General features: G+C 44.3%; 7 protein-coding genes. All 7 read right to left on the reverse strand.

Going from position 1 to position 13,650, the window contains the following annotated elements; all coding sequences use genetic code 11:
- Positions 1 to 677: 677 nt before the first annotated feature.
- Positions 678 to 3,923, reverse strand: a complete 3,246-nt coding sequence (locus ACWB0I_RS07240) for a T9SS type A sorting domain-containing protein (protein ID WP_479387385.1) — start codon at positions 3,921 to 3,923, stop codon at positions 678 to 680.
- Positions 3,924 to 4,100: 177 nt separating this feature from the next.
- On the reverse strand, positions 4,101 to 6,494 hold the full coding sequence (locus ACWB0I_RS07245; RefSeq protein ID WP_479387386.1) for a GH36-type glycosyl hydrolase domain-containing protein: 2,394 nt from the start codon (positions 6,492 to 6,494) through the stop codon (positions 4,101 to 4,103).
- Positions 6,495 to 6,828: 334 nt separating this feature from the next.
- Entirely contained in the window at positions 6,829 to 7,185 is a 357-nt protein-coding gene (locus ACWB0I_RS07250; RefSeq protein ID WP_479387387.1) for a hypothetical protein, read from the reverse strand.
- A gap of 72 nt (positions 7,186 to 7,257) precedes the next feature.
- Complete coding sequence (locus tag ACWB0I_RS07255; protein WP_479387388.1) at positions 7,258 to 8,445, reverse strand: ROK family transcriptional regulator; 1,188 nt, start codon at positions 8,443 to 8,445, stop codon at positions 7,258 to 7,260.
- 8 nt (positions 8,446 to 8,453) lie between these two features.
- Positions 8,454 to 9,512: a glycosylasparaginase gene (locus ACWB0I_RS07260; protein ID WP_479387389.1), complete on the reverse strand. Its 1,059-nt coding sequence runs from the start codon at positions 9,510 to 9,512 to the stop codon at positions 8,454 to 8,456.
- Between the two features lie 258 nt (positions 9,513 to 9,770).
- A complete protein-coding gene (locus tag ACWB0I_RS07265; protein WP_479387390.1) occupies positions 9,771 to 11,867 on the reverse strand; it encodes a peptide-N-glycosidase F-related protein in 2,097 nt (698 codons plus the stop codon).
- A 141-nt stretch (positions 11,868 to 12,008) separates the two neighbouring features.
- Complete coding sequence (locus ACWB0I_RS07270) at positions 12,009 to 13,544, reverse strand: hypothetical protein (protein ID WP_479387391.1); 1,536 nt, start codon at positions 13,542 to 13,544, stop codon at positions 12,009 to 12,011.
- Positions 13,545 to 13,650 lie beyond the last annotated feature (106 nt).

Consider the following 13,650-nt stretch of genomic DNA (forward strand, 5'->3'; position numbering starts at 1 on the left):
ATTTTCACGATAACTTTGAACGATGGAGAGATATTCGCGGCCTTTAACTTTTTTTGTTTTAAGATGCATACCACACACCTCGAATTTCAGAACAGCTATTGCAAATATAATAATATTCTCCCTACTATTCAAGTTTTTTTAATAAAAATAGAAAAGAAAAATATGAATATTTTGTGGCCGATAAATAAATAGTAACATATTAAATTATTAATATATTACCATATTAGGTACATTGGATTAATAAGAGAAAATACGAGATTCGCTCACAGAAGAATACGAGAAATAGTTGTCCCTACACTTTGTCCAGATTCTGGATTTTTGAAATCTATAAACTGTTAATAAATAATATGTTAAGTCATTTTGAAAAATCAGGATTTAGCCATTTACTGTCAAAGATAGGAAAAAAATTCGCACGCTAATGCGCAATATCTTACTAAGGAAGTACTCTAAGGCAGCAAAGCGGCACAAGTCGCTCCCCCTTCCCTTTATTAAAAAAGAGAAGGGGGCCGGGGGGTTAGGATCTTTAACAAAAAAATTTTCGCATCCCGCTAAGCGGGATTATAAGTTTTGAAGGAAGTATTCTAATACACTGTTTATTAAGCAGGCCACCTTGTTTTAACTAAAAAAGGGATAGCCCTTTTCAGGACTACCCCTCTAATCTGGAATGGATGGAAAAACTATTTCACCAGAATCATCTTTTTCACTTTGACTCCAAAATCACCTTCCAGACGGTAGAAATAAACACCGGAAGAAACTTTGGCGCCGGCTTCATTGGTAGCATTCCAGACAACCTGATGTTTACCTGGCTGCATTACGCCATTAACCAGGGTTTTAACCTTTTGACCCAACATATTGTAAATGGTCAAGGTTACATGACTGGCTTTAGGTAAGGCGTATTCAATAGTAGTAGTCGGGTTGAATGGGTTTGGATAGTTCTGAGCCAGATCGAACTTGGTTACCACGGCTTCGCTACCCTGGTCAATAGCGGTAGAGAAGTCAAATACCGAAGTCGGCAACGTGTTGACATAGACACCTACCTTATCGCCAGGCCACCACCAGACATTAATACCTGGTTTGTCATCTCCAGTAAAGAACATGTAGATTTTACCATCGATAACCTGTTTGTTAAAGACCAGATTTCTTTCGTCACGGTTGGCGGTTTTAGTGATGTTGTACGGTTTACTGAACTTATTATTGGTCACATCATAGGCAACCGCAAACAGGTCGGTGTAGCCCAGGAAACGTCCATCTTCGTACGTTTCACCCCACATTTCATAGCCCTGAGTCCAGCCGATGTAGAACATATTATTATCTGCATCGTAGGCCATAGTTGGGGCATGAATGTTAGTACCGCGGCTACGGCAGGTCAGGTTGCGGTATTCCCAACCTAAATCACCTGTGCTGCCAGCCAGTGAGTAAGCAACAACCTGTACGCCAGTACTGGCGCTCCAGTGCAACAGACGTTCTTTCATATCACCGCCAAAATACAGGGTTTCGCCTGTGCCATATCCCGGATATGGATTCCGTTGATGATAGACTTCGGCCGTATCCATCCAGAAAGTGGCTTCAAACACGACGTGCAGGTTACCGTCTTTGTCATACATTGCTGCATTGAACTGGTTAGGACGGGCATTGATGGAGTCTGGTGCCAGCAGTTCGCCAAAACCGGTTACATCGTAAGTCAAAGTGCTGTCGCCTACACCCGGTGTGTTATCGGGCCAGGTCTGACCATAATCAAAGGATTCGGCAACAAAGACATCACGGCCCTGATCCTGGCCGACCAGCGCTACCAATCCACCAGGACCTGCAGCTACGCTACCGCCAAATGGATCAAAGTAAACCGGAAATCTCATAGACTGGAATCCAGGTGTGTTCTTGTTGCCAAAGAAGACTGGTTCATTAAAACTGATGCCGCCATCATCCGAGTTCAGGTAGGTCCAGCCCTGTCCCCAACCATCATAAGCGATCCAGTGAATCACACCGGCTTCATCTACAACAAAGCGAGATGTTAGTAGTTCAGCCGGATTGCTATGACCCAAATCAGCGCTAAAGAAGTTCAGAGAATCGAACTGCGCAGAACCAGGTGCCGTTTCTTTGTACAGGAAGCAGCCCAGGCCCCACCAGCCATAGTAACCCCAGGCAATCACCGGATCGGTAACGGAAATAAGCAGGGAGCCATCGGCGCCCATACCAATGTTGCCATTACCTGCGCGTCCGCGCAAATCGGTATTAATGCCATCGGTTACATTCTGATAACGAGCCATAATAGCATCCACTGAATCCGGATGCTGATCACTCCAGTTGTAGGTAATGTGCACTTTTTTATTAGAAGGATCGACATAAATAAACTGATTCAGATTGTCATAATAGTGCATCCAGTCAGCGGTGGTTTCGTCAACCATCTGGCCGGGTGTTTCGCCCTGAGCGAATTTACTGACCGGCATTTCGTAAACATAAACTCCTACTTTTTCTCCAGGCCACCACCAGACATTGATGCCCGGTTTTTCATCGCCTGTAAAGAACATGTAAATTTTACCGTCGATAACCTGTTTATTGAACACCAGGTTTCTTTCATCAAAATTTGGGGTTCCGGTTAAATTCATTGGAGGTGTCCAGACACCGGTATCGATATCGTACATGGCGGCGTAAATATCCGTGTAACCTAAATAACGATCTTCTACCCAATCCGCCCAGGCATCAGAGCCCTGGATCCAACCTAAGTAGAGTTTATTATTTTCAGCATCGTAAGCCAATGTCGGAGCATGAATGTTGCTCCCACGGCTCCGGCAGGTCAAATTACGATATTCCCAACCTAAGGTTGGCTGATTTGTTGGAGCGATGGAATAAGCGGCCACCTGTAATCCGGAAGTCGGGCTCCAGTGCATTAATCGTTCACGATACACACCGCCATAGTAGAGAACGGTGTCGCCGTGCATGCCATCGCCATTCAGATAACCCGGATATGGATTGCGTTGGGTGTAAACCTGAGCCGTATCGAACCAGAATGTGGCTTCAAAAACGACGTGCAGATTACCGTCCTTGTCATACAGGGCATCATTAAACTGATTGGGACGGGCATTGACCGAATCCGGCGCCAGCAATGGACCAAAACCGGTCACATCATAAGTCAAAGTACTGTCGCCGACATTTGGCGTGTTATCTGGCCAGGTTTGACCATAGTCAAATGATTCAGCAACATACACGTCACGTCCTTGATCCTGACCAACCAGAGCAACCAGGCCACCGGGGCCGGCAGCAACTCGTCCGCCAAAAGGATCGAAGTAAACCGGGAATCTCATGGACTGAAAACCAGGCGTATTTTTGTTACCAAAGAAGACCGGTTCGTTGAAACTGATACCACCGTCATCCGAGTTCAGGTAGGTCCAGCCCTGGCCCCAGCCATCGTAAGCAATCCAGTGAATAACACCAGCCTCATCCACGATGAAACGCGAGGTCAGCAACTCAGCCGGATTGCTGTGACCTAAATCGGCGCTAAAAAAGTTTAAAGAATCGAACTGCGCAGAACCGGGCGCCGTCTCCTTGTAAAGGAAGCAGCCCAGGCCCCACCAGCCGTAATAACCCCAGGCAATCACCGGATCGGTTACAGAAATCAACAGAGCGCCATCGGCTCCCATGCCAATGTTTCCATTACCGGCACGACCACGAATGTCTGTAATAACGCCATCGGTTACATTCTGATAACGAGCCATAATAGCATCTACTGAATCCGGATGCTGGTCGCTCCAGTTGTAGGTGATGTGGACTTTTTTTGTACCGGGATCAACATAGATGAATTGGTTGAGGTTGTCGTAGTAATGCATCCAATCAGCGGTTGTTTCGTCTACTTTTGTACCCAGTGTCTGGGCAAAAGAGAAGGCGACGAAAAGGGTTAAGATAAACAAGATTGAAGCAAATTTGCTCATACTGTCCTCCCATAATTAATGGACTTGTGGTTAATTAATTGAGATAAAAAACATATTATCTTTTTCTCTTTTCACCTCCTTTCATGATAACTATTTTAATGCCACCTTCTTTAGTTCATTTTCACTAAAAACTTTCTCTAAAATATTAATTAAGAATGTAATTGTCAAGAAGTTTTTTCAATCCATGATAAATACTTCGACTTCTACCTTCTTCTTTCTTCCAGTGAAAACCGGTAACACGTTGCCCTTAATAGGTTGGTTATCAATTTTAATGATTATTCTTTTTTTTTGCAAATACTCCGTTCGTTTTAGGTAGATATGGTAATCCACCTCCCGAAACCGGCGCACAACCTTAACTTCGTCCCATTCCGATGGTAATACTGGGTCAATCAGTAAACCACGATAGGTAGGGCGAACGCCCAATAAATAATCGTAAACCACACGATACATCCAGGCGGCTGTGCCTGTTTGCCAGGAATGGCTGGCCTGTCCGGCTGTAGAATCATGCTCATCACTGGTAATGTATTGAGGATAAACATAGGGCTCAGTTTTAAAAATGTGAGATGGAATGCGTGATGGCAACAACTTTTTGTAATAATAATAAGCACGATCCCCATTTCCCATCATACATTCGGCCATAATCAACCAGGCAGTGGGATGGCAAAAAACGGCTGCATTTTCTTTTTTACCAGCTACGCATCGTGTGACAAGGCCAATTTTGGGATTAATTTTGCGAAAGGCCGGAGCACAAATTTTGGGGCCTTCTTCCGAATCAAGCCGATCCTTAACAGTATTTAAAGCTTTTTGAAGTCGTTCGGAATCGGGTAATTGGGCAATAACCGCCCAGCTCTGGGTATTTAAAAAGATCTGTCCGAATTCACAGGATTTTGATCCTATTTTTGTGCCATTGTCTCCAAAAGCCCTCAAGTACCATTCTCCGTCCCAGCAATGTTTTTCAACGCTCTCTGTCAATTGTTTAATCAGTAGGGCTGTTTCCTTGCTATTTTGCTTCAGATTCAGATGGTCCAATAATTCCTTTAATTCCTTTAAAAGGGCGATATAGAACATAGCTCCCCATACACTCTCACCACCATCATTGCCGCCAATGTAATCCAGTGTATCATTCCAGTCGCCTCGACCAAAAAGAGGTAGCCCATGTTTACCAAGATTGCGTTTAATAAAATGCAGTACCGCCATCATGTGATCAAGGATAGTAAATCGTTCTTCTGTATCAACGAACTTTTCTCTGTGCAGAAGAATGTTAAAATCACCCGTTTCTTTGGTATAATTGGTCACCGCTAAAATAAACCAAACCGGATCGTCACAATGTTCGGTAGTCTCTCCATTTCCATCACCATAAAAGTGATGGTAAACGCGGCCGTCCTTAAACATCTGCCTGGCCAGTAGATAGATGCGTTTTCTGGCCCGTTGCGGATAGGCCATGGTAATTGCGATGGTGTCCTGAGCGGTATCTCTGAAACCATAACCTCGGGCAATGCCCCAGTAGTAAAAGCTGGCTACGCGTCCTACCTCAAAAGCCACCTTTGCCTGGTAAGGCGTCCAATAGTTCATAAAAATGTTAAACTCCGGGTCCGGAGAATACACTTGGGTGTGTTTAAAAAAGGACTGCCATGATTGTTTCACTTGATTCAGAGTCATATCAACCCAGGTACGATCCTGATATATTTTCAGAATGTTTTCTTTTTTTTGTTCAAAATCCGTTTTGGGAATCACTCCCAGCAGAAAATGAAGCCGTTCCTTTTGCCCGGGTTGCAGTTCCAGTTCCGTATACAGGGCTCCAACCACATTACCGAAATCCCTATCTTGAGAACTGAATTGATCATTGACAATGGCCTGGGGATGGGATTCATTGGAATAAAAACCCAGAAAATTTTCCCGCGAGGTTTCATATTTTAACACAGGATGATTTACAGTAAAAAAAGCCCATTGATCCCACTCTTTGTTTTCCTGGAATTGTGTAGAGCTATTCTGCGTGACCCAATAGGTTTTGGTAGCAAATAGGGTGTTGAGGTCTTTATCAAAATAAACGCGATTAAAATGTTGGTCATCACACTGATTGATTAAATCGATCAAGGCATGTCCTAATGCAAATTCCACATAGCCGATAATCGCCAGACGTCGTTTTTTATTGGAATTATTTTTTAACCTGACAGCCCATATTTCGAGAGTCTCTTTAAGGGGCACAAAGTAGGTAACCTTGCTCTGAATGTCGTTTACTCTACTTTCTGCCCGTGTATAACCAAATCCATGAATAACACGATATTTTTCACGAAATTTGCCTACCGGTTGCCAGGTTAAGCTCCAGTATTCCCCGGTGTCCAGGTCCTTTAGATAAATATATTTCCCGGGTCGGTCCGGCGGCACGTCATTAATTCGATAGCGCGTAATCCGGCCGTGCAACGGGCTTTTAATATAGGAAAAGCCGCCTCCATTATTAGAAATCAAGGCGAAATAGTTGCCATTCTGCAGGTAATTAATCCATGGGGTGGGGGTTTCCACATTTTCAATAATAAATTCTTTGCCATCTTTACTAAAATGTCCAAAATCCATCAAACAGCTTCTCCAATTCAATACTGCATTGAAAGCAAGAACAATATATTTATTTATTTGTTTGTTTTCAAGAAAAATATTCTAAAATTTAAATTAAATCCACCATTCCACTCCAAAAAATATTTCCTAATCCTTCAATAAAAAGACCTTTAATGAAAGATTGTTTTAATTGTAGGTCAAAATTTCCACCCCGCCTGGCGGGATTTGAACTGACAAATCGCCCTTTTTAGAGTAGCTCTATTAAAAATTCGTGGCCAGAATAAACAGGTCTGGGGCTGCACCTTGTTCGTTCCCACATCCTGCCCCCCCTTCTTAAAAAAATAATTCGTAATTTTTAATTTAAATTACTTCTTTGCCTGTCCGGCTGCCACGGCCAGACGGGCCTGTCCCCGAGAATCGGGATTTCCGCTTCGCTCCAACCGGCTGGATAGCCGTCCAGACGGGCCTGTCCCCGAGGATCGGGATTTCCGCTGCGCTCCAACCGGCGGCCAGACCTGTCAGGCTGCGCTTTGCCAGACTGACGGGCCTGTCCCCGAGAATCGGGATTTCCGCTTCGCTCCAACCGGCTGGATAGCCGTCCAGACGGGTGTTCTCCGTGGTTATTAAATCCCTGAGGAAATGTTTTTACTGCCTTAGAAACCTGTTTAAGCTTAATCGAAGTCCCAACATAGGGTTGCAACTTCTCAATCAAGACCAGAACAGTTCCCCAAAAATCTGACCTGAATGATGCATCAGCAAAATGCAATAAATGCGTTCTCGAAGATCAGAGCGGAACGATATCACTCTTTTTGATCAGAACCACCTTAAAAAACTCATTCAATATTAAGGAAGCCGCCCCCATGGCAACGGAATAACGCCCGTGCATGCTGGTGGTAACCTCCAGATTGGCATGCACAAGATTTAAAGTAATCATTTCGATTTCTTTGTTAATGGGTTCTACAACAACCGGCCCGAGCTCCGAAATATCTCCGGCGATCACCAGTTTTTCCGGGTTGATCAAACCAATTGCCGGCGCAATATTCTGTCCGATGTGATGCCCCAGAATATTAAAACACATCCTGGCTACAGAATCCCCTTCCTGGGCTGCGTCAATCACTTTGTAGATATCCAGTTTGTCCAGATTGTCTGCATATTTTTTTAATATCATTCCTTCGTGCAGGCGATTGCGCAACGAGTTAATAACCGTAGTCAAATTGGGCAGATGAACGTTTAATTCCCCGGCGCAAAAATTTGCTCCATGGTACAATTCACCGTTAAGCACCAGTCCGATTCCCATTCCGCCCACATTGCAATCCCATTCCACCAGAACGATGATAAAATTCCTGGCATCCTGTGCCGACCCAACCCATTTTGCTCCAATGGCCGCTGCATTAGCATTATTTTCCACAACAATAGGGTAAGGGAATTTTTTGGCTAACATCGATTTAAGTGGAATATTCAATTGTTGGGTGATATCGGTTTCCATGACAATGCCATTCTGAGCATCGACAACGCCGGCCACAGCCACACCCATCCCCAATACATCATCTTTTTTAATGCGCGCTTTGCTCAGAGTTTCCTGCACCGTTTGTTCTACCTGGTTAATAATCTCTTTAACCTCATTTGTTTTTTTGGTTTTAAAGACATTCTGGTACACACTCTCGCCATTAAGCTTTAGCACCACTGTGGTAATTTCCCCCAATTCCACGTCAACGCCTACCACATAAGCGGCATCCTGATTCAATCCCCACAGGTAAGGGCGTTTTCCTCCTTTATCGGTCGATTCGCCCTTGCCCAGATTGACGATTAAATTTTTAGCTTTGAGTTCTTTTAAAATATTGGAGATGGTCGAAGGGCGCATGCCCGTTATTTTAGCCAGTTCAGCCCCGGAAATCACTTTATTTTCCCGGATTAAATTTAACACCAGCCGGGCATTAATATCTTTGATTAGTCGAATATCACCTGTTTGCATAATGACCTCTATTTCATGTCTTTCCATTCGTAAAAATAAGCGCATTGATATTTTTTATTTTCTTTGCCATCAAACACGGCAAAATCGGCTGGGCCGTAAATGGAAGCGGCCCCGAATTCGCCTTCTTTGTTCAGCGCATACATTTTAAGATTGAAATCGGGCAGCCCTTTTTTATTTTTCAGATTTGGCAATTTTGCGTGGTCAATAACGCGTTTAAGAACTTTTTTGCAAGCCTCTTCAGGGGAATAGCCCTGTCGCATGAATTCCACCACCTGATAGCTGGACAAATTTTTAAGATTTTCTTCGCCCCGGCCGGTTGAACCGGCAGCCCCAACCTCGTTGTCCACATACAGGCCCGCGCCAATAATGGGGCTATCTCCCACGCGACCTGGAATTTTAAAAGCCAGGCCGCTGGTCGTGGTAACGCCAGAGATATTGCCCTGCAAATCCAGCCCCAGACAGGTAATGGTTCCCGTAATGTTAAACATTTTGCGGTATTTTTCCGGGATTTTTTCCATGGGAGGCAAAAACCAATCGTCTTTATCACTCAGGCTTTCTTTCCAGTAGAGCCAGATGGTGCGGGCTTCATCGGTTAATAAATCCTCTTCTTTAAATCCATGGGCCCGGGCGAATTTTAAAGCGCCCTCTCCAACCAGCAGTACATGGTCTGTTCGTTCCATAACCAGCCTGGCTACCCTGGATGGGGTTTTGATATTTCTTAAAGCGGCAACGGCGCCGGCATTGTGCGTAGGCCCGTGCATCACACAGGAATCGAGTTCTACAACGCCTTCTTCATTAGGCAACCCCCCATAACCAACCGAATGGTCGTTAGGGTCTTCTTCTACAATGTTTACCCCGGCAATCACGGCATCAAGGGCATCCGCTCCCTCGAGCATCATTTTGGCTGCCTTTTGTGTAGCCCGCAAACCGTTTGCACTGGAAACGACTACTACTTTCCCTTTAGGAGCATAAAAGGAATGGGGAGCTGCTTTTAACAACTTGCCTTTCAGGAACGTACCACTCAAAGCCGTTAAAAACGTATTCTGTAAAAACAAACGACGTTTCATACATCTTTCTCCTTATTCTCAATAAATTAACGTAATTTTTATAGTTTGTTCATATTTAAAAAAAATACAAAACTAATCCTGATATTGCAACCATCATCGGCTTTAATTCCAAAATTTTTAATCATTAATCCATGGTAGTTTAATAAAAATCCACGAAATTTACCTCCTAACATGAATTAATGTTGTGTGTTTTAAATAGAAGCCAATAGCTTTTCCGATGGCATTCAGTGGTCTTGACTTATCCAGGTCGTCTCAAAGCTATTTACTCAAAACCAATTTACGCCACTTCACCAAACTGGGGGCATCGGGCGCTGTAAAACGAATATTCAAAAAATAGACAGCGCTGGCCACCTGCGTACCGCTGTCGTTGGTACCGTCCCAGCGAAAAACATGAAAGCCCCTGGGCAACCTGCCATTGATCAGATTTTTGATGTGCTTTCCCTGAACATCAAAAATATCGGCTTCTACAGTCGTAAATTCGGGAACGAAGATGCGGATGGTGGTTTGTCCGTTAAAGGGATTGGGATAATTCGGATAGACAACATATTTTTCCGGTAAACGACTGCGCCCCCATTGTTTAAAATCTATGGCTGTCAAATCGCGATGGTACATTTCAAATTCATAAATTCGGCTGGCATTATCAGAACCCTGATCGGTCACCAGCAGGCGCACCTGTTTTGTCCTTACTGCTTCTGGCAGGGCATGGTAGGTTACGTTTCCTTCTTCAGTTTGTGGATTGTTGTTTACGGTAACCAGAGATTTCCACTGGTTTGCGGAATCCGGAATCTGAATCTGAAAGGCTCTGGTATTTTGCGAAGGATTGTCGCCATGGCCAGGATCTCCCTCGGGCGCCTTACCAGCTCCTGCGTGGCGAACGATGAAGTAATTCACCTGCTGCGTATCGGCAAACGTAATGGTCAGCCAATCGTTTCCCCCGTTGTTACAGCACCATTTGGTCTGCAGAGAACCATCGACCGCCTTTTCTGGTTTTTCATTTGTGTTGCAGTAGCAATCGGCTGTCACCGATTCGTAATTCAACGCCAGATTTAATTCATCCTCACCGGGTTCAAAATTATTCACGGCCACAACGACCGGCTCGGCAGGTGGGAGAATCTGGTTCACATCGCTGGCCTGGATGAGAAATTCTCCATTGTCAGAGGCTGTAAACCAGACCTGGGCTACCCCATCTTTTACATGCAATTTCAGAGGATTTTGCCAGGTCTGTTGATCCAGCGAGAACAGGGCATTTTGCTCCGCACAACGGAGTTCGATCCAGCTGTCGCTTTGAGGTACCGGCAACCCTGTTTCGTCCACCAGATCCAGACGCAAGGCAATGTTTTGATTGGTCTGAAACACACGATCACCGGGTGCGCTTAGCAAGATTTTGGTTGGCTTCCAGGAAGCAATGTCTCCCCAGCCGCTCAAATAGGAAGAGACGCGCCAATATCCGCCATTACCATCGCTTTCTACGGGCCGGATATTTTCAATCCAGTACGATATATTATGAAGGCCACCTGGCAATTGATTGGTAACATCGAGAATAACCGGGTACACAATATCGCCCGGACACCAGCCGCTGCGAGACAGGTCCGAAGACCAGGTATCCCCCCAGCGTCCAGATTGTGGATTGCGATCTCTAAAATTCCGACAATCGTCTCGCCAGGGTCTAAAGCGCAATATTTCCTGACCATCTACAGCAATCACATTATCTTTTGTCACAAATTCATCGCCACCAGACCCGCGATAGGCATGACCCGAGGTGTAATAGGTCAACATAATTCTCTCCCGGCTTTCGGGAATATGCACCTCCACATCCGGCGAATCGGCAGCCACAGATGCCCGCGTTAAGCCCCAGGAATACAAAGTACTCTGCGCCCAATTCGGATTTTGCATGGAATCGTCCTCAGAATAAAGGAGTTCAAAATCGACCACCCAACCATTGGCCACCCAGGTATCAACAAAAGCCAAAATGGTTCGCTCACCCTGTAAAAGAGGTGCCAGATCGCTAACATCCAGAGTCAGGTCCGAATGTCCGCCAAAGCCGGTAATAAATTTTAAAATTTCTACGTTCGGTCTTCCAGGAATTTCCAGCATGATCGAACCAGCCCGATCCCAGGGATCGCCATTGGAATCGACGATCAAATGGGCCACAATTTTTACGGGATTGCTGAATTGCGGCAGAGTAACTTGACGAGCAATAATCCGACCGTTGTCTCTTTCCACGATGGAATCGGGATCAGTCTGAATTCCGCCCCCAAAATGGATGAAGTTTTGTTCAAATATTTTTGAAGATGTCGATTGAGCCGAAATATTAACGAAAAACAAAAAAATGAAAACCGATAAATAGCGTAACATGATTTTTTACTCCCTCTTTGTACATAGTCATCGATGGCTTTTTCAATTTTTCAGGAAGAAGACTGCTAACATCTCTTACAGCCGTAAACAATAACAATTCTTGCCTTTCCATTTACCAGGGTTTTAAACTGCGCACACGGATTATTTTTGTGCCTGACCGGCCTGAACATTCATTTTTCTTCCATAATCCAGGCGGTTGTCTGTGGTAACCGTAGGAAAAGGAGGCACAACCAGGGTATAGGGTAAATTAGTGTACGTAGCCACCATATCTATTCGCGTTAGCTTGATCTTGTTAAATTCTTTTGTGTTAACAGCAATTACATCGCTGTATTTTGCTTGCAGGCTGTCAATGTATGGATTGAAATAATCTTGCAGCACAGGAATCATCCGTTTTTGAAAGGTAGTATCGGCGATGCCCCACTTTTTCATCAACTGTTTTTTGTAATAATAGGCATTAAAACTGTCCTTCCACATTTGGTAATTGCGCTGCACAACGTTGATCCTGTCAAACCCTTCCTGATAGGCAATTCTGGTCAATTCACGATCTCTAAGTAAATCCATGATGGCGAACTGCAATTGCTGCGCAAACCGCCTTGCTGGAAAACCTTTTGTTCGAAAAACCAGAGGATGGGTGGCCATAAACTCCATTAAATTACCAACCGTGTAAGTTTTGCCATTCACTTTAAAGACAGGCGCGTCTTTCATTTCTTTTAGCCTGGGCTCGACCTCGCTGAACTTATCTTCAATTTCCCCTTTATTCCAATAGAGTTTTTTTAATTCTTGTTTTTTTTCCTCTGGGGTTTTTATGTAGACCGGACCGAGCAACTCCGTCAGGTGTAAAAAGTTATTGCGATCGAACACGATGGACTTCCCTTTCATCACCTGACGCACGTATTGAGCAAAATACTTTTCAGCTTTTCTTTTTGTTAAATTTTCAGAAATATTAAACCATGTTTGATCGGCCTGGCTTTGCGTAATGATCGGATACCGCCTCCATCCATCGACTTTGATCAGCAGATAATCATTTTTGCCCACTTTAATCGGGGGCAGAACTTCCCCTTTCAGGATACGCCTGGTAAATAAAGCATCGAGCACGGGGTCCGGCTCTGTGCTGCTGTATTGAATTTTTCTGTGTGGTAGCCTGGTGAGCCCGATATTGCGCTGTAAAATTTCTTCAAATTGGGTGGTATCTTTGGCAGCTTCATTGAACAATTGCCAGGCCAACGCGCTGTCCTGCAAATTTACATAGGAAATGTTGTAATGTCTGTCAGCCCAGGCAAAATATTTGATCACTTCACTGGAATCAATTTTCACCTTTTTGCTGGCTTTTTCATAATACAACCACTGGCGCATGGCCTGCTCTTTTCGGCCCTGCAGATGTTTTTGAATCAATGGATCATTGATAAAGTCGTTGTCCTCACCCGCTTCCAGAGCCAGCAGTTTCTCGGCAATAAGTGAATTCAAAATAATTTTTTTATCGATATTGTAGTTGGTCCGGCAGTAGGGAGGCCGAATGGTCATCTCAGCCCTACGGATAAATTCGTTTTTGGAGATGGTTTTAGGGCCAACCTTAACCAGAATGATCTCTTTAGGTTGCTCTATTTTATGCTGACAGGCTAAGGCCAGCAAGAATATGATCAATAAAAATAACAGGCTTCCTGTTTTTAAGCGCTTCAATGAATCTCCCTGAATTTTAATTTTACGATTTACGCTATTTTACTCAAAAGTTTTTTCTGAAGGATTTTCCAAAATTTGATTTTCCTCATTTAAACGCCCGTATTTA

The organism is Caldithrix sp. (assembly GCF_056497305.1).